This window comes from Dechloromonas denitrificans, from assembly GCF_001551835.1.
In the GTDB taxonomy this organism is placed as follows: Bacteria; Pseudomonadota; Gammaproteobacteria; order Burkholderiales; family Rhodocyclaceae; genus Azonexus; species Azonexus denitrificans.
Genome location: NZ_LODL01000010.1, coordinates 80787 through 106046 on the forward strand (window position 1 = coordinate 80787; position 25260 = coordinate 106046).

General features: G+C 64.1%; 20 protein-coding genes. 11 read left to right on the forward strand and 9 right to left on the reverse strand.

Annotated elements, in window-relative coordinates; translation table 11 throughout:
• The 4 genes from AT959_RS04605 to AT959_RS04620 form a co-directional block, all read right to left on the reverse strand.
• Entirely contained in the window at positions 1-2121 is a 2121-nt protein-coding gene (locus AT959_RS04605; RefSeq protein ID WP_066881089.1) for a c-type heme family protein, read from the reverse strand.
• Between the two features lie 115 nt (positions 2122-2236).
• On the reverse strand, positions 2237-3754 hold the full coding sequence (locus AT959_RS04610) for a methyl-accepting chemotaxis protein (protein WP_066881092.1): 1518 nt from the start codon (positions 3752-3754) through the stop codon (positions 2237-2239).
• A gap of 100 nt (positions 3755-3854) precedes the next feature.
• Positions 3855-4445 carry a response regulator gene (locus tag AT959_RS04615; protein ID WP_066881094.1) on the reverse strand — a complete coding sequence of 197 codons (591 nt, stop codon included), beginning with the start codon at positions 4443-4445 and terminating at the stop codon, positions 3855-3857.
• Positions 4446-4579: 134 nt separating this feature from the next.
• A complete protein-coding gene (locus tag AT959_RS04620; RefSeq protein ID WP_066881096.1) occupies positions 4580-5179 on the reverse strand; it encodes a peroxiredoxin in 600 nt (199 codons plus the stop codon).
• Between the two features lie 166 nt (positions 5180-5345).
• Here AT959_RS04620 and AT959_RS04625 point away from each other — a divergent pair, with 166 nt between their 5' ends.
• From AT959_RS04625 to AT959_RS04645, 5 genes are read left to right on the forward strand one after another with little or no spacing between them, the layout of a single operon-like run.
• On the forward strand, positions 5346-6791 hold the full coding sequence (locus AT959_RS04625) for a complex I subunit 4 family protein (protein ID WP_088178939.1): 1446 nt from the start codon (positions 5346-5348) through the stop codon (positions 6789-6791).
• Position 6792: 1 nt separating this feature from the next.
• The gene (locus AT959_RS04630; RefSeq protein ID WP_066881098.1) at positions 6793-9831 is read left to right on the forward strand and encodes a DUF2309 domain-containing protein; all 3039 of its coding nucleotides are present in this window, start codon (positions 6793-6795) and stop codon (positions 9829-9831) included.
• Positions 9828-11354, forward strand: a complete 1527-nt coding sequence (locus AT959_RS04635) for a proton-conducting transporter transmembrane domain-containing protein (RefSeq protein WP_066881099.1) — start codon at positions 9828-9830, stop codon at positions 11352-11354. Before AT959_RS04630 ends, AT959_RS04635 begins: the two co-directional genes overlap by 4 nt.
• Complete coding sequence (locus AT959_RS04640; RefSeq protein WP_066881101.1) at positions 11354-12865, forward strand: complex I subunit 4 family protein; 1512 nt, start codon at positions 11354-11356, stop codon at positions 12863-12865. Before AT959_RS04635 ends, AT959_RS04640 begins: the two co-directional genes overlap by 1 nt.
• Positions 12862-14319 (forward strand): complex I subunit 4 family protein, encoded by a 1458-nt coding sequence (locus AT959_RS04645; RefSeq protein ID WP_066881103.1) that lies wholly within the window; start codon positions 12862-12864, stop codon positions 14317-14319. The genes AT959_RS04640 and AT959_RS04645 overlap by 4 nt, the downstream gene beginning before the upstream one ends.
• Positions 14320-14356: 37 nt before the next feature.
• On the opposite strand, the gene AT959_RS04650 is transcribed toward AT959_RS04645, so the two are convergent.
• Both AT959_RS04650 and AT959_RS04655 read right to left on the reverse strand, forming a co-directional pair.
• Positions 14357-14698: a zinc ribbon domain-containing protein YjdM gene (locus tag AT959_RS04650; RefSeq protein WP_066881105.1), complete on the reverse strand. Its 342-nt coding sequence runs from the start codon at positions 14696-14698 to the stop codon at positions 14357-14359.
• Between the two features lie 12 nt (positions 14699-14710).
• Positions 14711-16402, reverse strand: coding sequence for a SulP family inorganic anion transporter (locus tag AT959_RS04655; protein ID WP_066881108.1), 1692 nt, complete (start codon positions 16400-16402; stop codon positions 14711-14713).
• A gap of 103 nt (positions 16403-16505) precedes the next feature.
• On the opposite strand from AT959_RS04655, the gene AT959_RS04660 reads away from it, so the two are divergent.
• The gene (locus AT959_RS04660; protein ID WP_066881110.1) at positions 16506-16700 is read left to right on the forward strand and encodes a CopG family transcriptional regulator; all 195 of its coding nucleotides are present in this window, start codon (positions 16506-16508) and stop codon (positions 16698-16700) included.
• Here the strand turns inward: AT959_RS04660 and AT959_RS04665 are convergent, their stop codons facing one another.
• Positions 16701-17039, reverse strand: a complete 339-nt coding sequence (locus tag AT959_RS04665; protein WP_066881112.1) for a hypothetical protein — start codon at positions 17037-17039, stop codon at positions 16701-16703.
• A 55-nt stretch (positions 17040-17094) separates the two neighbouring features.
• Here AT959_RS04665 and AT959_RS04670 point away from each other — a divergent pair, with 55 nt between their 5' ends.
• Positions 17095-18246, forward strand: coding sequence for an ABC transporter substrate-binding protein (locus AT959_RS04670; RefSeq protein WP_066881114.1), 1152 nt, complete (start codon positions 17095-17097; stop codon positions 18244-18246).
• Positions 18247-18248: 2 nt separating this feature from the next.
• On the forward strand, positions 18249-18749 hold the full coding sequence (locus tag AT959_RS04675; RefSeq protein WP_066881714.1) for a DUF411 domain-containing protein: 501 nt from the start codon (positions 18249-18251) through the stop codon (positions 18747-18749).
• Positions 18750-18791: 42 nt separating this feature from the next.
• Here AT959_RS04675 and AT959_RS04680 read toward each other — a convergent pair whose 3' ends face one another.
• Positions 18792-20051 carry an FAD-dependent oxidoreductase gene (locus tag AT959_RS04680; protein ID WP_066881116.1) on the reverse strand — a complete coding sequence of 420 codons (1260 nt, stop codon included), beginning with the start codon at positions 20049-20051 and terminating at the stop codon, positions 18792-18794.
• Between the two features lie 392 nt (positions 20052-20443).
• Positions 20444-22540: a methionine--tRNA ligase gene (gene metG, locus AT959_RS04685; RefSeq protein ID WP_066881118.1), complete on the reverse strand. Its 2097-nt coding sequence runs from the start codon at positions 22538-22540 to the stop codon at positions 20444-20446.
• A 194-nt stretch (positions 22541-22734) separates the two neighbouring features.
• Here metG and AT959_RS04690 point away from each other — a divergent pair, with 194 nt between their 5' ends.
• The 3 genes from AT959_RS04690 (at position 22735) to dcd (ending at position 25229) form a co-directional block, all read left to right on the forward strand.
• Positions 22735-23421 carry a response regulator transcription factor gene (locus AT959_RS04690; RefSeq protein ID WP_066881120.1) on the forward strand — a complete coding sequence of 229 codons (687 nt, stop codon included), beginning with the start codon at positions 22735-22737 and terminating at the stop codon, positions 23419-23421.
• 78 nt (positions 23422-23499) lie between these two features.
• The gene (apbC, locus tag AT959_RS04695) at positions 23500-24591 is read left to right on the forward strand and encodes an iron-sulfur cluster carrier protein ApbC (protein WP_066881122.1); all 1092 of its coding nucleotides are present in this window, start codon (positions 23500-23502) and stop codon (positions 24589-24591) included.
• Between the two features lie 71 nt (positions 24592-24662).
• On the forward strand, positions 24663-25229 hold the full coding sequence (gene dcd / locus AT959_RS04700; RefSeq protein WP_066881124.1) for a dCTP deaminase: 567 nt from the start codon (positions 24663-24665) through the stop codon (positions 25227-25229).
• Positions 25230-25260: the final 31 nt, after the last annotated feature.

The following is a 25260-nucleotide window of genomic DNA, read 5'->3' on the forward strand; positions in this document are numbered from 1 at the left end:
CTAGTGGCGCGTTTCCAGCCAGTGCAGCAGTAGTTTGTAAAGCAGGCTCGGGTCGACCGGCTTGCCGATGTGGTCGCTCATGCCGGCCTTCAGGCATAGCTGGCGGTCTTCCTCGAAGGCATTGGCGGTCATCGCGATGATCGGTGTCCGGACATGCGCCGGCAGTTGCCGGATCAGCCGGGTCGCTTCAATGCCATCCATCACCGGCATCTGCATGTCCATCAGGATCAGGTCGTAGGCGTTGCGGCCGGCCAGGTCGACGGCTTCGCGACCATTGCCGGCAGTGTCGATCGACCAGCCGATATCGTGCAGGATGGCCAGTGCGACTTCCATGTTGATCGGGTTGTCTTCGGCGATCAGCAACCGGGTGCGGCCAAAGCGCTGGCGCAGGTCCTGCTCGGCCGCCTGCGATACGGCGCCGGCCGTTTGCCGGGTGTCGGCCTCCTTGATCGGCAGCAGCGGAATGGCGCACCAGAAGCGGCTGCCCTGCCCCAACTCGCTGTCGACGCCGATCTGGCCGCCCATCAGTTCGCTGAGACGGCGGCAGATGGCGAGCCCTAGGCCGGTGCCGCCGAACTGGCGCGTCGTCGACATGTCGGCCTGTTCAAAGGCCTGGAACAGCCGATCCCGGCTCTCCGGCGGGATGCCGATGCCGGTGTCGATGACTTCCAGGCGCAGCCAGGCGATGGCCGGGCTTTCCTCGCTGATCTCGGCGCGGACGGTGATGCTGCCGGCCCTGGTGAATTTGATCGCATTGCTCAGCAGGTTGAGCGCGATCTGCTTGAGTTGCAGGGGGGCGCCGAGAAACAGGTGGTCGAGGCCGGGGGCGATTTCGCAATGCAGTGCGAGCTGTTTGGCCTGCCATTTGTCGGCCAGCGACTGGATGGCATCTTCGAGCAGACGTTTGGCGTTGAACTCGCGTTGCTCGATCTGCAGCTTGCCGGATTCGATTTTCGAGATGTCGAGAATGTTGTTGATGATGTCGAGCAGATGGTCGGCCGAGTGCGTGATCTGCGCCAGCTGGTGCTGGGTCTCGCTGTCGCTGGCGTGTTTGCGGAGTTGATGCGTGAAGCCGATGATGGCATTCATCGGCGTGCGGATTTCGTGGCTCATGTTGGCGACGAAGGCACTCTTCGCCCGACTGGCCTGTTCCGCTTCATTCTTGGCGCCGACCAGTTCCGAAGTGCGCTCGGCCACCCGGCGTTCGAGCAGGGCGCGTTCGGCTTCCAGTTCGGCGGTGTTGCGCTGCAACTCTCTGACCACATCGCTCAGGCTGCGGTCGCGCTCCTCGATGGTTCCGGCCATCTCGTTGAACGACCTGGCCAGCGTGCCGATCTCGTCGCTGGCCTGCTCGTCGCTGCGGGCCTTGAAGTTGCCGGCGGCAAAATCGCCGGCCTTGGCCTCCAGGTTGGCCAGGCGCCGGGCAACCTGACGCGAGATCAGCCAGCCGAGGGCGAGAAAAACGATGCCGAAGCCCAGCATCTGGTTGAACAGGTTGCCGAGCCAGAGTTGCTGGGTGCGTTCGCGGACATCGCGCAAGGGAATCTTGATGCTCATCACGCCGCGCAGGTCGCCCAGCTTGTAGTCATAGGCCTGGTCATACTGGCGACGGATCGTTTCCGGAGCGCTCTCGCGGCTGCCGTGGCATTGCAGGCAGTAGGCCTCAACCCAGATCGGGCTGGTGAAGTGGAAGTAGCGCTCGCCCTGGGCGCCGCCGATTTCCTGCTTGAACTCGCTGTCCTTCGGGTGGCTGCGAAACCATTCGATGGCCCGCATTTCATCGGCATCGGCCTGGTTGGCCGGATTGCGCGGCGTATCCGAGACATTGTTGAAAATCAGGCCGCCTTTCGACCAGTTCTGCAGATCGGCCGATATGCGCGACATGGCGTGGGCCGGCAGAAAGCCGAGCGTCTTGTCGGTCAACTCGATGCCGCTGTCGATGAACTGATGGTGATAGACGCGGCGTACCGCCATCAGCGTCGCGCGCAGGTTCAGCGCTTCCTGATAGGCGCTCTGCTCGACGTAGCGTTCGAGCTTGTAATAGTTGAGGGCGAGGCTCAAAGCCAGCGAGGCAAGCATCAGCCCCCCCATCCAGAGCCAGATCTTGGCCCGGAGTTTCATGCCGTCCTTCGGCAGGGGGAGGGGAGGGATATTGCTTCTGGCATCAGCGCATTGTCATGCGCCAGGGATTTATATAATTTGATGAATATCAAATACAGTATGGAAGTGTTTGATTTCAAACGACCATGTCGGATTTGAAGCCGATGCGAACCGCACCCCAGTGCCGGCCGTTGATGACAATCGGCATCGAGAGGTCGTTGAGGATTTCGCCGGTGTCGCGGACATAGGTCTGGAACAACGAGGACTTCTGGTTGCGGGCCAGTTTGATGCCGACCGGGTCGTTGAAGATCCGCTTGTGCCGGCACTTGGTCAGGTCGATCGCCGGATCGCCGCTCGGGGCATTCGAGAAGATGCCGTTGTGGGCCGGCGCGTAGCCGTTGCTGTCGACGGCCAGCGAGTAGGTCAGCCCCGGCACGTCGCGCAACGTGTCGTCGTACAGACGGGTCAGTTCGCTGTCGCACTGGCCGTCGTAGGCTGTCGTGAACCGTTTGGGGTTCGAGCCGGGGATATCCTTGTAGGCCTGGTCGAAAACATTGACGCCGCGTTCGGCCAGGCGCTGCAGGATGCCGGCCACGTCGTCGCGGAAGGCGGCGCACTTGTCGTGCAGCGTATCGAACTTGCTGTTGCCAGTGCGGAAATCGGCCAGCGTGCATTGCAGGTCTTCAGTCGATTCGCGCAGGGTTTTCGCCGAATCCAGACACTGCTTCATGCGGCCGGAGATATCGAGCGAATGATTGCGGATTTCCTCAACCTCGCCGTGGATCGTCTGATTGCTCTCGCGCAGGTTGTAGATGGCGGAAGAAATCGTCGACAACTGCTCGGTCGTCTGCCGGAAGTCGCCCACCATTGTGGTCAGGTCGGCGGCCGAGGTTTCGATGTATTCGTTGGCACGGGTCACCTCGCCGACGATGGTCTGGGTCTTGGCCGAAGTGTCGGAAACGAGATTGATCATCGACTGGGTATTCTGGCCAATGACCTGGGTTGCCGTCTTGACCTTTTCCGCCAGTTTTCGCACTTCGTCGGCGACCACGGCAAAGCCGCGCCCGGCTTCGCCGGCCCGGGCCGCCTCGATCGCCGCGTTGAGGGCGAGCAGGTTGGTCTGGTCGGAAATATCGTTGATCAGCGAAACGATTTCGTTGATCTTCATCGAACTGGTGTGCAGTTCACCGACCGTGGACGAGAAGTGCTCGATATGCTGGTTGGTCGAGCGCATCGTGCTCGCCACGGTTTCCATCTGGGTCAGCGAGCGCTGCGCGAGATCGAGATTGTTCTTGGTCGAGGCCTGGATGGCATCGGAGTTGGTAGCGACTTCGCCGACCGCCATATTGACCCGGTTGCTCGATTCAAAAACAGCGCTGGCCAGCGCTTCCTGGCGCCGCACCGCGTCGTCGGTCAGTTGCACCAGGTGGTTCATGCGGGCGGCGTCGGCGGCAATGCTGACGCTGCGTTCGCGGGCGTGGGAGATCAGGCCGCGGACGCGGCTGAAAAAGCGGTTGATATTGGCCGAAATGCGTCCTTCGGCATCGTGGCCAGTGGTGCCGACGGTCAGCGAGAGATCGGCGCTACCTTCGGCAATGGCGGCCAGGTCGCGGTCGATCTTGTTGAGCGAGGCGCTTTTTCCAAACAAGCCCATGAATGTCTCCTGCGTATATTTTTTTTGAGGCCGGCCCGACTGGCGGCAAAGAGGGGCGGCTGAATGGCAAAACAGCACCTGGAAGGTGCTGTTCGTTCGGTCAGTAGGGGCGCTGGCGGGCGGCCAGTCGGCCGAGCAGGAAACCCTTGATTTCGTGGAAGGGAATCGGCTTGCCAAAAATGGTGACATCGGCCGGGACACCCTTATGGAGGACTTCTTCGCGGTCGATGGCGCTGACGACGATGATGTCCATGCGGGCAAGGTCCGGGTTGGCGCGTAGATGACGGATCATTTCGAAACCGTCCATGCCCGGCATCATCAGGTCGGCGATCAGGATGTCGGGGGCATTCTGGCCGACTTGCATCAGACCTTCGAACCCGTTATTGACCAGGCGCAGCTTGATCGGCAGGTTCCAGTGTTCGAAGGTGGCGCGGTACAGCGCCTGCAGGGTCGGGTCGTCTTCGGCAATCAGGACGTCGAGTTGGCCGCCGCTTTCCTGGACGCTCGGGGTCAGGGTCCGGCGGCGGGCCAGCATGGCCTCGACCGAGGCGGTCGGGATGCGGCGATGGCCGCCCGCTGTCTTCCAGGCCTCCAGCGCGCCGCTCTCCACCATGTTCTGCACAGTGCCCAGAGAAACACCAAGGCGCAGTGCCGCCTGGCGGGTGCTGAGGAATTCCGAGTCGGCCATCATTTTTCCAGAATTGCAAAAGTGCTAAATTCTAGCCCCTTCCGGCCTGTTTTTGTAGCGTAAAAAAACCCCGATTAACAAGTAGTAATCGGGGTTGGCGGAAAGCGCACCGTCCAGCGGTGCGATTTCAGTGTCTTTTACAGCTTCCTGGCGTTCTTTGCCAGGTAGGCGGCAACGCCTTCGGTCGAGGCGACCATGCCGGGCTTGCCCTTGTTCCAGCCGGCCGGGCAGACTTCGCCATGCTCTTCGAAGAATTGCAGGGCATCGACCATGCGCAGCATTTCGTCGATGTTGCGACCGAGCGGCAGCATATTGACGACCTGATGCATGACGACGCCATCCTTGTCGATCAGGAAGGAACCGCGCAGCGCAACGCCGGCTTCTTCGAGTTCGACGTCATAGGCGCGGCAGATGTCGTGCTTGATGTCGGCGACCAGCGGATAGCCGACCTGGCCGATGCCGCCGTCCTTGACTGCGGTGTTCTTCCAGGCCAGGTGGGTGAACTGGGAATCGATGGAAACGCCGATCACTTCGACGCCGCGCTGCTTGAATTCTTCCAGGCGGTGATCGAAGGCGATCAGTTCGGATGGGCAGACGAAGGTGAAGTCGAGCGGGTAGAAGAACAGGACAACCGGCTTGCCCTTGAAGTGGGAGAGCGTCAGGTCCTTGATTTCATTGTTGCCGTAGACGGCAGTGGCGGTGAAGTCGGGGGCTGGCTTGCCAACGAGAACGGCCATGGTGATCTCCTTATGATGATTTGATCTGGGGTTGGGGTAAGCGGCGAATTTAGCGAAGGCCCGTTTTGCTGTCAAACCGGCCGGGCTTGCCAGCAAGCGCGTTGGCACTGGCATAATCACAAAATCAAAATAATGACGGTTGCCAAAACCGGTGGAGGGGTGGGGCGTGTTGAAGGTGCTGGTTTTCATGCCGGTGCTGGGGGCGGCGGCGGTGGCTGTGCTGCCGGCCCGGCGCGCCTTGCCGCTGTGGCAGCTGACGATGCTGTTCGCGCTGGCGGCGCTGGCCTATGTCGGCTGGCTGGCGGCGCGCTTCGACCCGGCCGGTGCGGCGATCCAGATGTTGGACAGCCGGGCCTGGAATGCCCGGCTCGGCACCTACTTCGCCCTCGGCGTCGATGGCATTTCGCTGGCCATGCTGCTGTTGACCGCCTTGCTCAGCCTGGTAGCCGTGCTCGTGTCGCGGCGGATGGAGGCGGGGGCGCGGCTCTATTTCGTCCTTGTCCTGCTTCTCGAATCGGCGATGTTCGGCGTGTTCACCGCTCGCGACTGGTCGCTGTTCTATGTCTTCTGGGAGGCGACGCTGTTGCCGCTGTTCTTCCTGATCGACCGTCTGGGCGGCCCGAACCGGCAGAAGGCGGCGCTCAATTTCTTTCTGTATACGCTGGGCGGTTCGGTCTTCATGCTGGTCGCGCTGCTCTTTCTCTATGACGCGGCGCCCGGCCACAGCTTTGCGATGGCCGACATGGCCGAGGGCGGACGAGGCCTGCCGCTGCCGACGCAATTGCTGATCTTCGCCGGCCTGTTCATCGGCTTCGGCGTCAAGATGCCGGTTTTTCCGCTGCACGGCTGGTTGCCGCTGGCCCACGTCGAGGCGCCGAGCCCGGTCTCCATCCTGCTCTCCGGCGTGCTGCTCAAAATGGGCGCCTACGGCCTGATCCGCGCCGCCGAAACGCTGCCCGCCGCCTTGCTGGCGACGCAGGACTGGCTGGCCATCCTGGCCTTGATCAGCCTGCTCTACGGCGGCATCCTCGCCTGGCGGCAGCAGGACTTGAAGGCGATGGTCGCCTACTCGTCGATCTCGCATATGGGCGTCGTCCTGCTCGGCATCGCCACGCTGAACGTCACCGGCCTGACCGGCGCGGTGTTCCAGATGGTGGCGCACGGGCTGAGCGCCGGCACCCTGTTCCTGATCGTCGGTCTGCTTTACCAGCGGACGCACAGCCGCGATCTGGCCGACTACCACTCGCTGCTCGGCCAAGCGCCGCGCTTTGCTTTCTTCATCGCTTTCGCGCTGCTCGCGGCGATCGGCCTGCCGGGCAGTGCCGGCTTCATCGCCGAACTGCATGCCCTGCTCGGCGGCTTCGTGCGCTGGGGTGGCTGGGTGCTGCTGCTCGGCCTGGCCATGCTGATCGGCGCCGCCTACAGCCTGCGCGTCATCGGTCGCCTGTGCCTGCCGGGCCCGGCAATGGTGCTGGCCGACATGACGCGGACCGAGACAAGTGCCGCCGCCATCCTCTGCGCCGCGCTGCTGCTGCTCGGCCTGTGGCCGGCGCCGCTGCTCGATCTGGTGGCGGGCAGCGTCGGCCAGCTCAGCCGTTTGTTCGGGAGTTGAGATGGCGGGCGACCTGGACGATCTGCCGATCCGCGAGCGCCTGCAGCACTGGGTCGAGCACCTCTGCCACATCCTGCCGGCGCAAGCGCCGATCCGCGATTTCGTCCATCACAACACGCTGCACGGCTTCCAGCACCTGCCATTCGCGGAAGCCCTGGGCGCCGCCCGGCGCCTGAGCGGGGCCCAGGTCTATTGGCCGGAGGCCAACTTTCACGCCGCCTATGCCGCCGGCCGGATCGGCCCCGACGATTTGCAGGCGGCGCTCGACGATGCCGGCCTGGCCGGGCTCGAGGCGGAAGTGATCCGCGGCCTGCGCCGGCGGGACATCCTGGCGGCCAGCTTGCGCGAGCCGCTGACCCCGCCGACAGCGCATCGCACAGCTTGGGCGGCGCGCGAAACGGGCGGTTTGGCCGACCCCATTTTTGCCATTTCCGGCACGTTGACCGCAGGCATTGCCGAGGAAGTGCCCGAAACCTGGGAAGGGGCCGCACTGGCCCGCTGGAACGCCCTTTGCGAGCGGGTCGGTCGGGACTGGACGCTGCGCAGCCTGCTCGAATACCTGAGCGGCGAGGACGTGCTGGAAAAAGTGCGCAGCAGCTTGCAGCGCCATCTGGCGGCCCATCTCGATCTGGGCGTCGCCGCCTGGCGCAATCCGCAGCAGTGGCAGGGCTTCTTCGCCGCCTGGCGGGCCAGCGCCGGGCAGGACCTGGCCTGGGAAATCGACGATCTGCACAACGTACGCGAAGAGATCGTTCATCTGCCCGAACAGGCGCTTGATGTGCTGGTCGATGAACTGGGTCGCCTGCTGCCCGACGAGCAACTGTGGCCGGGCTACCTCGAACGGCTGGCCCTGGAGCAGCCGGGCTGGGCCGGCATGTTCCTGTGGCGTGACCGCAACCCGGGGCGGGGCGACGGCACCGGCGTCGCGATGCTCGACTACCTGGCCGTCCGCGTGTTGCTCGAACGCCTGCTCTGTGAAGACCTGATCCGCCGGCTGACCGGCGTGCCGATGGGCTTCGACGAACTGCGCGGCTACTTCACCACCGAACTGGCCGAGTTCGCGGTCCGCGACGCGCTGCGCCGGGGCGAGCTGAACGAAGAATTGCAGCACCGCGCCGCCCGCCTGCTCGAACCGGACGAACATGCCCCGGTGGACGACGCGGCCTGGGCAGCGCTGGCTGCCAGTATCGCGGCTAGCCGCCAGACAACGGCGCCGGCCGTGGCGGCCCGGCGGCTGGCCGGCCTGCTCGGGCAACTGGCGCTGACCCCGGCTGAAGCGGCCGGCCTGAGCCCTGACGATGCCATCGCCTTGCTCGCCGCCGCCGACAGCCTGGACGAACTGGCCCGCGGCCAGGTCTGGCTGTTGGCCTACGAACGCCATTACCGCGAACAGTTGTTCGCCGCGCTGAACGCCAATCAGGCGCGCCAGTACAGCCCGCCGATGCCCTCGGCCCAGGTCATCATGTGCATGGACGACCGTGAGGAAGGGACGCGTCGGCATCTCGAAGAGATCGCGCCGGATATCGCGACTTACGGCGCCGCCGGCTTTTTCGGCGTGCCGATCTACTGGCAGGGGCTGGACGATGCCGACAAGACGGCGCTCTGTCCGGTCGTCGTCCAGCCGACGCATCTGGTCCGCGAAACGGCCGAGCCCGGGGCCGAAGCCGCGCTGGCCGCGCATGCCGCTCGCCGCGAAAAACGGTTGCGCTGGCGCGAGCGGCTCTATCAGACGACGCGTCGCGCCGCATTCGGCGGCCCGCTGCTGAGCAGCCTGGCGGCGGTGCCGGCACTTGCCGCATTGACCGCGACGACGCTCGCCCCCGGCTGGTTCGGCGAGGCGCTGCAGCGCTGGCGACGCGGCTACGAAGGGCCGGTGGCCAGCCAACTGGCGCTCAACGCGGTCGGTGATGAAGCCGGCACGCCGAGCGCGCCGCAAGCCGGTTTGAGCGATGCCGAGCAGGTCGACCGCGTCGCTGCCTTCCTGCGCATGATCGGCCTGAGCGAAGGCTTCGCGCCGCTCGTCCTGCTGCTCGGCCACGGTTCCGGCAGCCGCAACAATCCGCATCTTGCCGCCTACGACTGCGGTGCCTGTTCCGGCCGGCACGGCGGGCCGAACGCCCGCGTCTTCGCGGCGATGGCCAACCGCCCCGAGGTCCGGCGCGGCCTGGCCGAACGCGGTGTGTGCATCCCGGCCAGCAGCTGGTTCGTCGCCGCCGAACACAATACCTGCGACGACGCGATTGCCTGGTATGACCTCGATGACGTGCCCGAGCCTTTCCAGGCGGCACTCGACAAACTACTGCAGCAGTTGAACGAAGCCTGCCGGGCGCATGCCGCCGAGCGCTGTCGCCGGCTGGCTTCGGCCCCGTTCAAGCCATCGCCGTGGCAGGCCCGGCAGCACGTCGTCGGGCGCAGCCACGATATTTCGCAGGCCCGGCCCGAACTCGGCCACGCGACTAATGCCGCCGCCTTCATCGGCCGCCGCCAGATGAGCCGCGGCCTCTTTCTCGACCGCCGCGTCTTTTTGATTTCCTACGACCCGACCGGCGACGATGATGGCCGCCTGGTCGAAAACATCCTGCTGGCCGCCGGCCCGGTCGGGGCCGGCATTGCCCTCGAATACTATTTCTCGACGGTCGATAACGAGCGTTTCGGTTGCGGTTCGAAGATCACCCACAACATCACCGGCCTGTTCGGCGTCATGGAGGGCGCCGATTCCGACCTGCGTACCGGCCTGCCCTGGCAAATGGTCGAGATCCACGAGCCGATGCGTCTGCTCGTCGTCGTCGAACAGACGCCGGCGGTGCTGGCGGCCATTCTCCAGCGTCAGCCGCCGCTGCAGGAGCTGATCGACAACGCCTGGATCGTTTTGGCTTCTAAATGCCCGTTTACCGCAGGCATCGCGCTGTATTGCCCGCGCCGCGGCTGGTTGCCCTGGTCCGGGTCGGCCGTGCTGCCGCAGGTGGCACAGTCGGCCGCCTGGTTTGCCGGCGAATCGGGGCCGCTGCCGCCGGCCGTCATCCTGGGGGCGCACGCATGAATCCGCTGTTGCACAGTCTGTCCGACGCCATCTGGCTGGTCCCGGCCCTGTCGCTGCTCGCCGTCGTCGTCACTGCCGCCCGCGTTCTGCTTGGGCGGGCGGTCGGCGATGCGGCCGAGCCGCTCACCGCCCGCCTCGCCTCGCTCGCTGCTTTCGCCGGTCTCGTCTTGCTGCTGGCGATCGACGGTCTGGCGCTGGCGCACGGTGCGCCGGGCCATCGCCGCCTCGGCCACTGGTTCGGCAGCGGCAACTGGGAGGCGACCTTCTCCTTCCTGCTCGACCCGCTGTCGCTGAGCATCAGTACGCTGACGGCGCTGATCGGCTGGCTGGTCATCCGTTTTTCGGCCAATTACCTGCATCGCGAGGCCGGTTTTCACCGTTTCTTCATCGCGCTCTCCTTCTTCCTGGCCGGCATCCAGCTCGTACTGCTCGCCGGCAACGGCTTGCTCGCCTTCGTCGGCTGGGAGATGTGCGGTGTCTCCTCATTCCTGCTCATCGGCTACGCCTGGCAGCGCCCGGTGGCGACCGGCAATGCGCTGTTCGCCTTCGTCACCAATCGCGGTGGCGATGCCGGTTTTCTGCTGGCCCTCGGCCTGGCCGCGGCCTGGCTTGGCGGTTTCGAATGGACGGCGCTGTCCAGGGCTTCGCAGATCAGCGTCGTCAATGACCGCTTGCTGGTCATCGGCTTCGTCATCGCGGCGCTTGCCAAGTCGGCGCAACTACCGTTCACGCCGTGGATCACCCGGGCGCTGGAAGGGCCGACGCCGTCGTCGGCCATTTTCTACGGCGCGGTGATGGTGCATGCCGGCGTCTATCTGCTGCTCCGGCTGGAACCCTTGTTGCTGCAGGTGCCCGACGTGATGTTCGGGCTGGTCCTGGCCGGTGCGCTGACCGCGCTCTACGCCTGGTTGTGCGGCCTGGTGCAGAGCGACGTCAAGTCGGCGCTGGTCTTCGCCACCGTGTTCCAGGTGGCGCTGATGTTCGTTGAAATCGGCCTCGGCTGGACGACGCTGGCGCTTGTTCATCTCTGCCTGCATGCCGCGTGGCGGGCCTGGCACTTCCTGCTGGCGCCGTCCTGGCTGGTGCTGACCCGGCAGCGGCCGCCGCCACCGCCGGCCTGGCTGTGCCGCAACCAGTTGCTGTATACGGCGGCGCTGCAGCGTTTCTGGCTCGACAAGCTGAGTGAGGTTCTGCTCGTCAAGCCGACCGAGTCCTTCGCGCGCGACGTGCGCGGCCTGGAGGAGCATTTCATCGACCATGCCATCGGCCAGCCGGGGCAGGGCCAGGCGGTCCATGCCGAGCGTCCGCTGGTGCTGGCCGACGGCTTGCCGGGCCAGGCGCTGGCCGCCGTCTCGGACGCCCTGCAGAGGATCGAGAACCGCCTGCTGCTGCGCGGCCGCGGCGGCACGGCGGAAAAGCTGCTGCACCGGCTGGGCAGCTATCTGCGCACGCTGGAAGGCCTGCTCGAACAGCCGCGCTATCTGATGATGGCGGTGATGGCGACTTTTGTGGTGATCCTGTGATGAACGGCACGCTCGGCAGCCTCAGCGAAGTTTTCTGGTACGAACAGGCCGGCCTGCCCTTGCTGCTGCTCCTGCAATTGCTGCCGCTGTTCGGCGCCGCCGTGGTTTTTGCCTTCAAGGAGCGGTCGACCGCAGTCCTCGCCGGCAAGCTCTTCGCGCTGGCCGAACTGCTGCTCGCCATCGTCGTCGTCAGCCGTCTCCAGCCGACCAGCACCGCCCTGCAACTGGCCGAGCGCTTCGCGCCGCTGGCCTACCATGTCGGGGTCGATGGGGTCAGCCTGATCTTCGTGCTGGTCGCCGCCTTGCTGACCTTCCTGATGACGCTGTACGGCATGAGCCGCGGCATGATTTCGCCGGGCCGGTTGTTCGCCGTGCTGTTGCTGGCCGAGGCCGGCCTGGTCGGGATGCTGGTGACGCTCAATGTCGCCTGGTTTGCCGCCTTTTCGGCGCTGGAATTGTGGGCGGTCGTCTATCTGCTCCGGCGCTGGGCCTCGTCGCATGCCGAAACCCAGGCCCTGGCGCGTTTTGTTCAGTACCAGGCTTTCGGCTGGGGGCTATTTGCCGCCGGCTGCGTCGTGCTCGGCTGGGGGCATGCCGAAGCGCATGCCGGGCGCTGGAGTTTCGACCTGTTTGATCTGATCGGCGCGGTGCCGGTCGGCAAGTTCCAGACGGCGGCCTTCTACCTGCTGTTTTACGGGCTGGCGGTGCGCACGCCGCTCTTTCCGCTGCACGGCTGGCTGCCGAACATGGCGCAGCACGGCCTGATCGCCGTCGCCCCGGCGCTGATGGTCGGCGTCAAGGTCGGCATCTACGGCATGTTCCGCTTCGTGCTGCCGCTGACCCCGGTCGCCGTCGAGTACTGGCAGCCTTACGTCGTCGGCTTCGCCGGGGCCGGTGTTTTCTTCACCGCTGCGCTTGCTTTCCAGCAGACCAACCTGCGCCGCCTGCTTGCCTTTGCCGTGGTCAGCCACACCAGCCTGCTGGTGATTGGCGTTTTCAGTCTGCACGAAGCCGGCATTCAGGGGGCGATGTTGCTCGCCGCCAATTTCGGGCTGGCGGCGACCGGCATGTGGTTCATCGTCGGCTTCGTTTTCCGCCGTACCGGGACGACCGAGTTGCACGAACTGTCCGGCCTCTTCGAGCGCATTCCCTTCCTCGCCATCGCCTTTCTCGGCTTCGGCCTGGCCATTGTCGGCATGCCCGGCACGCCAGGTTTCGACGCCGCCCACTTGATCCTTGAGGCGGCTATCGACCAGTTTGGGGCGCTGCTCACGGTGGCGACCGCGCTCGGCAACGTCGCCGCGGCCGGCTTCCTGCTCTGGGCCTTCCAGCGAGCCTTCCTGTCGCAGGCAAAAAGCGGTGCCTACGATGTGGACCGCACGCTGCCGATGGAATATGTCGTCTGCGGCATCGCGCTGGCCGCCATGCTGGCCATCGGCTTCTTCACCGAACCCTGGCTGCATTTGACCGAAAGCGCCAGCCAGGCGGCGGCTGCGAGGTTTGCCCGATGAAACTGCCGCTGCTCTCGCTGCTCGTCTTCCTGCCGCTGCTCGGCGCCGGCCTGCTCTGGTTGCTGCCGGCCCGCGCCACCCGCTGGTTGACGGCGGCGAGCATGCTGGCGACGCTGGCGCTCGGCGTGGCGGCGCTGGTCGCCTACCAACCGGCCGGAGCGCGCTTCCAGTTGCTCGAACAGGCGAGCTGGATTGCCAGCCTGAACGTGCATTACCGGCTCGGCGTCGATGGCCTGTCCATCCTCTTCCTGCCGGCCACCGCCTTGCTCTTCCTCGGTTCGCTGGTCGCCTGCTGGAATGTCGTGCAGACCTCGGCCCGGCTGCATTACAGCCTGTTGCTGCTGTTGCAGACGGCGATCCTAGGCATCTTCTGCGCCCTCGACACCGTGCTGTTCTTCGTCTTCTGGGAACTGACGCTGGTGCCGCTCTACTTCCTGCTCGGCCGCTGGGGTGTCAGTAGCAGCAGCCCGCAGGCGGCGGCGCGCTATTTCCTGCTCATGCTGGCCGGCGGCATCCCGCTGCTGCTCGCTTTCGTCCTGCTCGCCGCCAGCCAGCCGGTGCCGACCTTCGACCTGACGGTGCTGCTCGACGCCCAGCTGCCGCGCTCGACGCAGACGGCGGTATTCCTGCTCTGCCTGCTCGGTTTCGGCGTCAAGGTGCCGCTGGTGCCGATGCATACCTGGTTGCCGCAGTTCGCGCTGGCCGCGCCGGGCTCGCTGACTGCCCTGCTGCTCGGCCTCAAGCTCGGTGCTTTCGGCCTGATCCGCTTTGCCGTGCCACTGGCCCCGGCCGCGGCGCAGGACATGCACTGGCTGCTGGCCGGCCTCGGCACCGTCGCCATCCTCTACGGCGCGGTCGGCATGCTGGCCCAGACCAATCTGCGGGTCGGCCTGGCCTACGCCAGCATCTGCCACGTCGGCCTGGCCGTGCTCGGCCTGGCGTCCTTCACGGCGCAGGGTACGCAGGGCGCGGTGTCGCTGCTGCTCAGTTTTTCGGTGGCGACCGGCGGCGCTTTCCTGCTTCTCGAATTCCTCCGTCAGCGGACCGGTTCGACCGACATCCATGCCCTGGGCGGCGCCGCCAAAACCATGCCGCTGCTTGCCACCGGCTTCCTGATCTGCGGCCTGGCCGGGGTCGGCATGCCGGGGACCAGCAGTTTTCCCGGCGAGTTCCTGTTGATCATCGCCGCGCTGCACAGCCATACCGGGGCCGGCATGGCGGCGCTGTTTGGCCTGTCGATCGCGGCCGGCGGCTTCCTGGCACTTTATCGCAAGGCCTTCTTCGGTCCGGTGACGCGGCCGGAAGTGAGCCAGGCGCAGGATCTGCGGCCGCGCGAATGGGCCGTGCTGGTGGCGCTGATCGTGATGATCGTGGCGATCGGCATTTACCCGGGGCCGTGGATCGAGATCGTCCGCCCGGCCGCCGAGGCCTGGGCGGCCGGACTGGCGCGTTGAGACGGCGGGGCGTCGCCCGCCGCGGGTTGTTGCTGCTTTAGACCTTCTTGACGAATTCCGTCTTCAACTGCATGGCGCCGATGCCGTCGATCTTGCAGTCGATGTCGTGATCGCCGTCGATCAGGCGGATGTTCTTGACCTTGGTGCCGACCTTGACGACCGACGACGAGCCCTTGATCTTCAGGTCCTTGATCACGGTGACGGTGTCGCCGTCCTGCAGCACATTGCCGTTGGCGTCCTTCCACACCTTGGCCTGCTCGGCGCTCTCGGCGCCGGCTTCCTTGCTCCATTCGTGGGCGCATTCAGGACAGACGTACATGCTGCCGTCTTCGTAGGTGAATTCAGAACTGCACTGCGGGCATTTCGGCAAATCGCTCATGGTTTTTCCTAGTTAGTAATCTTCTTCGCTGCCGCCCATCAGGTTGGGCAGCAGGATGTAGGCGCGCTGCAGGGCGGCCGCGAGGTCGGCGCAGACGTTGTCGTCGCCGAGGTGGTCGATGAAACCGGAGCGGTAGAGCAGCGAGCCGGGTTGCGAGTTGAGGCCGCAGACGAGCAGCGTGCAGCCACGCTTCTTCAATTTGTCGAGCAGGTTTTCCAGACCTTCGAGGCCGGTGGTGTCGAGCTGGATCAGTTGCGTCATGTCGAGGATGACGACTTCCGGATGGCCGGCCGCCGGGTCGAGCAGCGCTTCGAGCTTGTTCACGGCGCCGAAGAACAGTGAGCCAAACAACTGCCAGGCGGCGACGCGCATCGAGCCGTCCGGGTAGAGGAATTGCGGTTCGCTGGCTTCTTCGCGCAAGTGGCGGCGCTCGACGCGGGTCAGTTCCGACATCCGGTAGATGAAGAACAGGCAGGCCAGCACCATGCCGAGCTCGACGGCGATGGTCAGGTCGAAGACGACGGTGACGAAGAATGTGGCGAGCAGGATGACCCGGTAGTTGTAGGAGTAGCGGCGCAGTTCCTTGAATTCGTGCCATTCGCCCATGTTGACCGCAACCACCATGACAATTGCCGACAAGGTGGCGAGCGGCACGTAGGCGGCAAGCGGCGCGGCGACCAGCACGATCCCGAGCAGGACCAGGGCGTGGATGATGCCGGCAATCGGCGTCCGGCCACCGGTCTTGACGTTGGTCGTGGTGCGGGCAATGGCGCCGGTCGCCGCGAAGCCGCCGAAGAGCGGGGCGACGATGTTGGCCAGGCCCTGGGCGATCAATTCCTGGTTGGGGTCGTGGCGGTCGTCGATCTGGCTGTCGGCGACGCGGGCCGAGAGCAGCGATTCGATGGCACCGAGCAGGGCGATGGTGATGGCCGGCGAAATCAGCTTGCCGAAATCGTGGATCGACAGGCTGGGCAAGCCGATGTTGGGCAGTTCCTGCGGAATGCCGTTGAAGCGGCTGCCGATGGTCTCGACCGGCAGGTCAAACAAATAAGCGACCAGCGTGCCGACGACCAGCACGGCGAGCGGCCCCGGGGCTCGGCGCAGCACGCCAACGTACTGGGCCAGCTTGTTGTAGAAAATCAGGAAGACGAAGCAGGTGCTGGCCAGGCCGAGCGTCGGAAGGTCCACGGTATGGGCGTGGGCGGCCAGCGTCTTGATGCGGAGAAAGAACTCGGCCGGCAGGCTGTCGATCTTCAGGCCGAAGAAATCCTTGAGCTGGGCGAGAAAGATGACGACGGCGATGCCGTTGGTGAAGCCGATGACGACGGTGACCGGGATGAAGCGGATCAGTTGTCCCATCCGGGCGAGGCCCATGCCGAGCAGGAAAAGGCCGGCCAGGATGGTCGCCCCCATCAGGTTGGCGAAGCCGTGCATGGCGACGATGCCATAGATGATGGGAATGAAGGCGCCGGTCGGGCCGCCGATCTGCACCCGCGAGCCGCCGAACAGCGAAATGATCAGGCCGGCGACGATCGCCGTCCAGATGCCGGCCGTCGGCGAGCAGCCGGAGGCGATGGCGAAGGCCATGGCCAGTGGGAGGGCTAGTACGCCAACCGTGATGCCCGCCGCGAGATCCTTGCCGAACTGCGCGCGGTCGTAGCTTGGCAGGCAATCCAGCAGCTTGGGGCGGAAGGCGATTTTCATGGCGCACGCTCTCGGGAGAAGCGTTGGATTATATGAGCAGGCGATTATTCGTCAATGTTAATCATATGTTAACATGATGCAATCCGACTGATTGGAGGCCGCGATGGAAAAGCGTACCGCCCGCCTGACCTTATTGATTGATCCGCAGAAAAAACAGATTTTCGAAGAAATTTGCGCGGCGCAGGACCTGACCCCGTCGCAGGTCGTGCGCAAGCTGATCCGTCAGTACATCATCGACAATGCCGGCAGCCGCGAGCTGCCGGAGTGGCTGAAGGCGGCCGGCAAGGCCGGCGACTGACTAGCTTTCGTCCGGCTCGACCGGGGGCTTGGGGCGCACCTTGTCGGGGTGGTGGATGGCGATGTACTGGTCGTAGCGGGCCTGCATTTCCGGGCCCTGCTTGTGGATCTCGCGCAGGATGCGGGTGACCGCCCAGATCATGACGACGACGCCGCCCGCGGTGCAGGCCACGGCTTCGGCGGTCGACGTCGGAAAATTGGCAAAAATGGCGCCTTTCTGGGCGGGGAACCAGCTGGCCCCGACACCGACGCAGGACAGGCCGAAGACGTCGGCCATCGCGTAAAGAAAGATCGGGCCGGTCAGGCGCGGGCGGGGCGGGCGAATCGGGTTATTGAGCATGGGCCGTGGCTATAATGCGAGAAATTCCCATTTTGCCCGAAGAAGGTGCCGTCGTATGCTGAGGTTTCCCCGTATATCGCTGATTGCCGCTTTGCTGATGACGAGCGGTCTGGTTCACGCCGACATCAAGGTCGGCATCATCGCTTCCTCGACCGGGCCGACCGCGGTGGTCGGCATTCCGCAAAAGAACACGGCGGCCCTGCTGCCGACCGAAATCGCCGGCCAGAAGGTCGAATACATCGTGCTCGACGACGCCTCCGATCCGACCAATGCGGTGACCGGCGTCAAGAAACTGATCGGCGAGCAGAAGGTCGATGCGCTGATCGGCCCGACGACGACGCCGGCCGCGCTGGCCATGCTCGATTTCGTCGCCGAGTCGAAAACGCCGCTGCTGACCACGGTCGGTTCTTCGGCCGTCGTCCTGCCGATGGACGAGCGCAAGAAATGGGTCTTCAAGACGACGCAGAACGACGACCTGATCGCCGAGGCGGTGCTCGCCCACATGACGGCGAACGGCGTCAAAACCTTGGGTTTCATCGGCTTCAACGATCCCTATGGCGAGAACTGGTACAAGGTGTTCGGTGGCATGGCCGAAAAGGCCGGCATCCAGATCATCGCCAACGAGCGCTTCAACCGGACCGATCACTCGGTCACTGGCCAGGTGCTCAAGGTCATCTCGGCCAAGCCGGACGCCGTCTTCATCGCTGCCACCGGCGGCCCGGCCGTGCTGCCGCAGGCCGGCCTGCAGGAAAAGGGCTACAAGGGCCGCATCTACCAGACGCACGGCGTGGCGACCAACGACTTCATCCGCCTCGGCGGCAAGACGGTCGAGGGTACCCTGATGGCCGGCGGCCCGCTGCTCGCCGCCGATGACCTGGCGGCCGCCAACCCGATCAAGGCGGTGGCGCAGGGCTATATCAAACTGTACGAGGGCAAGCATGGCGCCGGCAGCATGTCCACCTTCGGGGCCAATACCTGGGATGCCGGTCTGCTGCTGCAGAAAGCGATTCCCGAGGCGCTGAAGAAGGCCAGGCCGGGCACGCCGGAGTTCCGCGCCGCCCTGCGCGACGCGATGGAACGTTCGAAGGAAGTGGTCGGCGCCCAGGGCGTCTTCAACATGACGGCGCAGAACCATAACGGCATGGATGCACGGGCCCGGGTCATGATGACCGTCAAGGGCGGCAAATGGGTCTTGCTCAAGGAATGATGATGCTCAAGCGTTTATTGGTTGCCGGCTGGCTGGCCCTGGCTGGAATGACGGTGGTGGCGGATGAGGCGGCCAAGCCGCTGGTCGAGATCTACATGCCGTCGCCGTGCCTGGCCTGCATTGACTGGGGCGCCTATCTGGCCGACAACGGCTTCAAGGTCAGCTACAAGGAGACGGCCGACATGGCGGCCGTCAAGAAGCGGCTGAAGGTGCCGAAAGAGGTCGAATCGGTGCATACCGCCGTTGTCGGCCGCTATTTTGTCGAAGGCCACGTGTACGCCGAGGATATCCACGAACTGCTGCGCGACAAACCCAAGGCTCGCGGCATTGCGGCCCCCGGGCTGCCGCGCGGCGCGCCGGGCCGGGAGTATTCCAACCCGACCTGCGAAACAGCCTGTACGACGCTCGATCTGACCAGCGGCGAGCGCGAGGTCCAGCGCGACCTGTTCAATACCCTGCTGGTCAAGCCGGACGGCTCGACCAGCATCTGGGCGCGCCACTGAAACGCTGCCTGCGTTCCGGCTGAACCCCGCTGCGGCGGGGTGTCAAAAACCGAGGGCGGCGAACATGCCCGTCGCCCACCGGACATCTTCGTTGTCGGGCTGAGGGTTGTAGGTCTGGCGGACGCTCTGCTGGATCAGACCGTCGCCGCGGAAACGGTAGGCGGTTTCGAGGCGCGCCATCTCCATCGGCTCGATCCGGTTCAGTACATAGCAGGTGCTGTCCGGCAACAGCTTTTCCGGTACCTTGCCGGCCGCCCGCGCCGCGATCTGCTGCGCCGCGATCTGCCCGAGGCGGGCCGCCATCTGGCCGGTCTTCGGGTAATGGCCAAACAGCGGCGAGGCCTTGTCGATCTGGTCGCCGACCAGGAAAACGCGCTCATCGCCAACCGCATGCAGATGTACCGGGTCGATCGCCGCCCAGCCGCTCGGCTTGCCGTCGCTGCCCTGGCCGATCAGGCCGGCCTGCCAGATGATATCGGCGGCCTGCTGCGGCGGCATCAGGATGGCATCGTCGAAATCGATGGTGTCGAAATCGGTGCTCAGCTGTTTCTTGTAAGGGTCGATCGATTTGACCCGGGCCTGCGGCAGGTAAGTGATCTGGTCGCGGTAGCTGTCGCGAAAGACCCGATCGAAGCTGAGTGCCGGCTGATTCGGGTCGAGCACGATCAGCCGACCCTTGATGCCGCGCTGTTTCATCCACCAGGCAATCATCCCGGCCCGCTCGTAGGGGGCCGGCGGGCAGCGGTAAGGCATCGGCGGCACGGTCATCACCAGGTCGCCGCCGGTGAACTTCTCCAGTTTCGCCTTCAGTCGCAGGTGGCCGTCGCTGTCGGCAAAGGCACTCGGGAAGTTCAGGCGGCTGTGCTCGGCAGCGCTGCGGTCGACGCCGTACCAGGGCGAAAAGTCCTCGCGGATGCCGGCCGCGATGATCAGCCAGTCGTAATCGAGTTCTTCGGTCGGGCAGACGACCTTGCGCCGGGCGCGGTCAATCGCCGTGACTTCGGCCTGCAGGAAACGATAGCCGTGACGCTGGGCGGCCTGCCGGTAGTCGTGCTGCAGCGCCTTGCCATCGGCCAGGCCGACCAGCCAGCGGTTGGAGAGCGGGCGCGACCAGAAGGCGGCATTCTTCTCGACCAGAACGACCTCCAGTGCCGGCGCCAGGCTGCGTAGCTGGCGGGCTGCGGCCAGGCCGCCCCACCCCCCGCCGACGATGACGACGCGGCCATTGCTGGCCCGGGCGGCAGGCAGGAATGCTGCAGCGGCTAATCCGAGAGTGGCGCTTAGAAGGGTTCGGCGTTTCATGGTTCAATCTTGTTTGATAAAAGCCTTGACAAAGTGATTGTCAAGGTCTGACTTATGCACAGTGAAGAATCTTTTTTCGTTGGCCGGCAATTAAACAGCGTTTGAAGGCTTGACTTGTGTTCGTATTTAAAATTATCAATAAAAACAACGGCTTGAAACTTCGCTCAAGTTTCGGGCAGGGTAAGAAAAAGCCTTGTGGGACGGTGACTTAGCGAATCCGCCCACGATTCATTCACAGACTTATCCACAGATTTTGTGGATAGTTCGAAAAGCCTAAACCCTATACCTAGATTGGCTCCTGAACTTAAAGTACTACATTAGGTTTTGGGCATTGTTTGCTGCGCTGCAATAAGACAACGGCCTGCGAGGCAGGCCGTTGTCGATGCTGCAGATTATTTCACTCGCATGCCGGGTTGGGCGCCGGCATCCGGCGACAGCAGGAAGATTCCCGGCGTTTTGCCGTCGCTGTCCGAAGCGGCCATCACCATGCCTTCCGAGAGTCCGAACTTCATCTTGCGCGGCGCCAGGTTGGCGACCATCACGGTCAGCCGGCCGATCAGTTGCGCCGGGTCGTAGGCCGCCTTGATGCCGGCGAAGACGTTGCGCGTCTTTTCCTCGCCGATGTCGAGCGTCAGGCGGACCAGCTTGTCGGCCCCGTCGACGTGTTCGGCGTTGGCGATCAGCGCAATGCGCAGATCCACCTTCATGAAGTCGTCGATGGTGCACAGCTTGTCGCTGCCGGCCTCGGCCTTGATTTCCTTCTGCTGGTGCTCGGCATGGCGCTGCTGCGATTGCGCTTCCGGGGTCGGGGCCGGGGCCAGCGATTCACGGTTGGCCTCGACCAGTTTTTCGATCAGCTTGGGATCGACCCGGGTCATCAGGTGCTCGTAGGCATTGATGCCGTGGCCGGCGGCGAGCAGGCTCCCGGTGTCGGTCCAGGCCAGCGGCGCGATGTTGAGGAATTTCTCGACCTTGGCGGCGACGATCGGCAGGATCGGCTTCAACAGCACGGTAAGCAGACGGAACAGGTTCAGCGCATTGCTGCAGGCGGCGTGCAGTTCGACTTCCTTGCCTTCCTGCTTGGCCAGTTCCCAGGGCTTGACGCTATCGACGTACTGATTGGCGGCATCAGTCAGCGCCATGATCTCGCGCATCGCCTTGCCGAATTCGCGGGCTTCGTAGAGTTCGGCAATGCGGCCGGCCGCTTCCTGGATGGCCTTGATCGTCGGCAGGTCGGCGGCGGCCGGCGCCAGTTGGCCGTTGAAGCGCTTGGTGATGAAGCCGGCCGAGCGGCTGGCGATATTGACGTACTTGCCGACCAGGTCGGAATTGACGCGGGCGCAGAAGTCTTCCAGGTTGAGGTCGATGTCTTCCATGCTCGCCGACAGCTTGGCGGCATAGTAATAGCGCAGCCATTCCGGATTGAGGCCGGTATCGAGGAAGCTCTGGGCGGTGATGAAGGTGCCGCGCGATTTCGACATCTTGGCGCCGTCGACCGTCAGGAAACCGTGCGCGAAGATCTTGGTCGGCGTCCGGTAGCCGGCGTGGGCCAGTTCGGCCGGCCAGAACAGCGCGTGGAAGTAGAGGATGTCCTTGCCGATGAAATGGTAGAGCTCGGTTGTCGAATCCGGCTTGAAGTACTCGTTGAAGTCGAGGCCGTTCTTGCTGCACAGGTTCTTGAAGGAGCCCATGTAGCCGATCGGGGCATCGAGCCAGACGTAGAAATACTTGCCCGGTGCATCGGGAATCTCGAAGCCGAAGTAGGGCGCATCGCGCGAAATGTCCCAGTCGGTCAGCTTGTTGTCGCCGGGGGCGCCCAGCCATTCCTGCATCTTGTTGGCCGCTTCGTTCTGCAGCACGCCATTGTCGCGGCTGGTGTACTGACGCAGGAAAGCCTCGCAGCGCGGGTCGGACAGCTTGAAGAAATAGTGCTCGGAAGTGCGCAGTTCCGGCTTGGCGCCGGAGACGGCGGAGAACGGCTCGATCAGGTCGGTCGGCGCATAGGCGGCGCCGCAGACTTCGCAGTTGTCGCCGTACTGGTCCTTGGCGTGGCACTTCGGGCACTCGCCCTTGATGAAGCGGTCGGGCAGGAACAGTTGCTTGACCGGGTCGTAGTACTGCTCGATGGTCCGCGTCTCGATCAGGCCGGCCGCCTTCAGCTTGCCGTAGATGTCGTTGGCGCAGTCGCGGGTTTCGTCGGAGTGGGTGCTGTAATAATTGTCGAACCCAACGTGGAAGCCGGAAAAATCGCGGTAATGTTCGCCATGGACGCGGGCGATCAGTTGCTCGGGCGTGATGCCTTCCTTCTCGGCGCGCAGCATGATCGGCGTGCCGTGCGTGTCGTCGGCGCAGACGTACCAGCATTCGTTGCCGGACATTTTCTGGTAGCGGACCCAGATGTCGGTCTGGATGTATTCAACCAGGTGGCCGAGGTGAATGGCGCCGTTGGCATAGGGCAGGGCGGAGGTGACGAGGATTTTGCGCGGCATCGGGAGCGTCAGGCAGAAAAATAAAGCGTGATTTTACCGCGAGCGGCTGCGGCGCGCCGTTTATAGCAAGTCCGCTGCCGCGGCTGCCGATTGTTGCAATCGGTAAACGATTGTAATGGCTTGGTAAATTTAGCCGAATGGATTATTGCTGAAGACAGGTGATGGCGGCAGAATTGACATATTAGGGAGATCTCATGAATTTTGCCGTAGTGGAAGACAGCCGCAGCCAGGCTGAAGTGCTCAAGGCCTTGTTGAAGAGCGAAGGCCATCAGGTTGAGGTCTTTGCCGAAGGCAAGGCTTGCCTGGAGGCCCTGAAAACGCGCTCGTTCGATTTTTTTGTCATCGACTGGACGCTGCCGGACATTGGCGGTGACGAGGTGCTCAAGCACATCCGGGAGCAGTGCGGCTGGGAAGTGCCGGTCGTTTTCTGCACGGCACGCACCGAGGAAGAAAGTGCTGCCGATATCCTGCGCCTCGGCGCCGATGACTACATTCCCAAGCCGATCCGTTACATGGAGTTCATGGCGCGCATCCAGTCGCTGCTGCGCCGCCGCCAGCATGTCCGGCCCAGCGCCTTGCGCGTCGGCGGCATCGAAGTCGATCTCGATGGCCGGCGTATTCGTCTGGGCGGCGCCGACGTCGATCTGACGCAGCGCGAATTCGATCTGGCGGTGATCTTCCTGCGCAATATCGGCCGGGTCCTGCCGCGTGAAGAACTGCTGGCCAACGTCTGGGTCAAGGAAAGCGAGGTCGATACGCGGACCGTCGATACCCATGCCAGCCGTTTGCGGAAGAAGCTCGGCTTGGCCGGCGAAAGCGGCCTGATGCTGACCTCGGTTTATGGTCAGGGCTACCGCCTGGATACCGTCCAGCAAGGCTGATTCGACGCTCCGCTTTGCGGTATACTGGACCAAATTGCTCGGGTATTGCCCGGCCGTTCACCCCAACCCGGAGTTTCCATGAGTCTTACAGAACAGCAGATCAAGACCGCCCTGAGTGCTGCGGTCGACCCCAATACCGGCAAGGATTTCGTTGCCGGCAGGGCCGTCAAGAACATCAAGATCGACGGTGACGATGTCGCCTTCGATATCGAGCTCGGATACCCCGCCAAGACCCAGATTGACCTCGTCCGCAAGCAGGTGATCGCCGCCGTGCGCACTGTGCCCGGGGTCGGCAACATTTCGGCCAACGTCTTCAGCAAGATCGTCGCCCACTCGGTGCAACTGGGCGTCAAGCTGCTGCCGGGCGTCAAGAACATCATTGCCGTCGCCTCCGGCAAGGGCGGGGTCGGCAAGAGCACGACCGCGGTCAACCTGGCCCTGGCTCTGGTCCAGGAAGGCGCCAGCGTCGGCATTCTCGACGCCGATATCTACGGCCCGTCGCAACCGCAAATGCTCGGCCTGGCCGGCCAGCAGCCGGAATCGAAGGACGGCAGCAGCATGGAGCCGCTCGAAGCCTACGGCCTGCAGGCGATGTCGATCGGTTTCATGGTCGATGTCGAAACGCCGATGGTCTGGCGCGGCCCGATGGTCGCCCAGGCGCTCGACCAATTGCTCGGCCAGACCAACTGGCGCGGCCTCGACTATCTGATCGTCGACATGCCGCCGGGCACCGGCGACATCCAGCTCTCGCTGACCCAGAAGGTGCCGGTGACCGGCGCGGTGATCGTCACCACGCCGCAGGACATCGCGCTGATCGACGCCCGCAAGGGCCTGAAGATGTTCGAGAAGGTGAATGTGCCGATTCTCGGCATCATCGAGAACATGAGCATCCACATCTGCTCGAAGTGCGGCCACGAAGAGCATATCTTCGGCGAAGGCGGCGGCGAGAAGATGTGCCAGGACTACGATGTCGAATTCCTCGGCAGCCTGCCGCTGGAAATGGCGATCCGCGAGATGGCCGACGGCGGCAAGCCGACCGTGGTCGGCGCGCCCGATTCGCGGACGGCCGAGATCTATCGCGGCATCGCCCGCCGCGTCGCGGTCAAGATCGCCGAGAAGGCCAAGGACATGACCTCCAAGTTCCCGAACATCGTGGTCCAGAACACCTAATTTTTTGCCAAATCCCCACACAAAGGCGGGTAAAATCCCGCCTTTGTTTTTTGTCGACCGGATACGAGAAAATGGCCATCAAATCAGACAAATGGATACGCCGCATGGCGGCCGAGCACGGCATGATCGAGCCGTTCGAGCCGGAACTGGTGCGTGAGGCGAATGGCCAGAAGATCGTTTCCTACGGTACCTCGAGCTACGGCTACGACATTCGCTGTGCCCGCGAATTCAAGGTGTTCACCAACATCAATTCGACGGTGGTCGATCCCAAGGCTTTCGATCCGAAGTCTTTCGTCGAGATCGAATCCGACGTCTGCATCATTCCGCCGAACTCCTTCGCGCTGGCCCGGACCATGGAATATTTCCGCATCCCGCGCTCGGTGCTGACCGTCTGTCTCGGCAAATCGACCTACGCCCGCTGCGGCATCATCGTCAATGTGACGCCCTTCGAGCCGGAATGGGAAGGCTACGTGACGCTGGAGTTCTCCAACACGACGCCGCTGCCGGCCAAGATTTACGCCGGCGAAGGCTGCGCCCAGGTCCTGTTCTTCGAGTCCGACGAAATCTGCGAAACCTCGTACAAGGATAGAGGCGGCAAATATCAGGGGCAGGTGGGCGTCACGCTGCCCAAGATCTGACCCGGGCCTGTAAAGAAAACGTCTTATTCTG

What these genes read in the sequence shown, in the direction of transcription:
- AT959_RS04605 (WP_066881089.1), bottom strand. Translation starts at nt 2,121, where the DNA reads ATGAAACTCCGGGCCAAGATCTGGCTCTGGATGGGGGGGCTGATGCTT.
- AT959_RS04610 (WP_066881092.1), bottom strand. Translation starts at nt 3,754, where the DNA reads ATGGGCTTGTTTGGAAAAAGCGCCTCGCTCAACAAGATCGACCGCGAC.
- AT959_RS04615 (WP_066881094.1), bottom strand. Translation starts at nt 4,445, where the DNA reads ATGATGGCCGACTCGGAATTCCTCAGCACCCGCCAGGCGGCACTGCGC.
- AT959_RS04620 (WP_066881096.1), bottom strand. Translation starts at nt 5,179, where the DNA reads ATGGCCGTTCTCGTTGGCAAGCCAGCCCCCGACTTCACCGCCACTGCC.
- AT959_RS04630 (WP_066881098.1), top strand. Translation starts at nt 6,793, where the DNA reads ATGGCGGGCGACCTGGACGATCTGCCGATCCGCGAGCGCCTGCAGCAC.
- AT959_RS04635 (WP_066881099.1), top strand. Translation starts at nt 9,828, where the DNA reads ATGAATCCGCTGTTGCACAGTCTGTCCGACGCCATCTGGCTGGTCCCG.
- AT959_RS04640 (WP_066881101.1), top strand. Translation starts at nt 11,354, where the DNA reads ATGAACGGCACGCTCGGCAGCCTCAGCGAAGTTTTCTGGTACGAACAG.
- AT959_RS04645 (WP_066881103.1), top strand. Translation starts at nt 12,862, where the DNA reads ATGAAACTGCCGCTGCTCTCGCTGCTCGTCTTCCTGCCGCTGCTCGGC.
- AT959_RS04650 (WP_066881105.1), bottom strand. Translation starts at nt 14,698, where the DNA reads ATGAGCGATTTGCCGAAATGCCCGCAGTGCAGTTCTGAATTCACCTAC.
- AT959_RS04655 (WP_066881108.1), bottom strand. Translation starts at nt 16,402, where the DNA reads ATGAAAATCGCCTTCCGCCCCAAGCTGCTGGATTGCCTGCCAAGCTAC.
- AT959_RS04660 (WP_066881110.1), top strand. Translation starts at nt 16,506, where the DNA reads ATGGAAAAGCGTACCGCCCGCCTGACCTTATTGATTGATCCGCAGAAA.
- AT959_RS04665 (WP_066881112.1), bottom strand. Translation starts at nt 17,039, where the DNA reads ATGCTCAATAACCCGATTCGCCCGCCCCGCCCGCGCCTGACCGGCCCG.
- AT959_RS04670 (WP_066881114.1), top strand. Translation starts at nt 17,095, where the DNA reads ATGCTGAGGTTTCCCCGTATATCGCTGATTGCCGCTTTGCTGATGACG.
- AT959_RS04675 (WP_066881714.1), top strand. Translation starts at nt 18,249, where the DNA reads ATGCTCAAGCGTTTATTGGTTGCCGGCTGGCTGGCCCTGGCTGGAATG.
- AT959_RS04680 (WP_066881116.1), bottom strand. Translation starts at nt 20,051, where the DNA reads ATGAAACGCCGAACCCTTCTAAGCGCCACTCTCGGATTAGCCGCTGCA.
- metG (WP_066881118.1), bottom strand. Translation starts at nt 22,540, where the DNA reads ATGCCGCGCAAAATCCTCGTCACCTCCGCCCTGCCCTATGCCAACGGC.
- AT959_RS04690 (WP_066881120.1), top strand. Translation starts at nt 22,735, where the DNA reads ATGAATTTTGCCGTAGTGGAAGACAGCCGCAGCCAGGCTGAAGTGCTC.
- apbC (WP_066881122.1), top strand. Translation starts at nt 23,500, where the DNA reads ATGAGTCTTACAGAACAGCAGATCAAGACCGCCCTGAGTGCTGCGGTC.
- dcd (WP_066881124.1), top strand. Translation starts at nt 24,663, where the DNA reads ATGGCCATCAAATCAGACAAATGGATACGCCGCATGGCGGCCGAGCAC.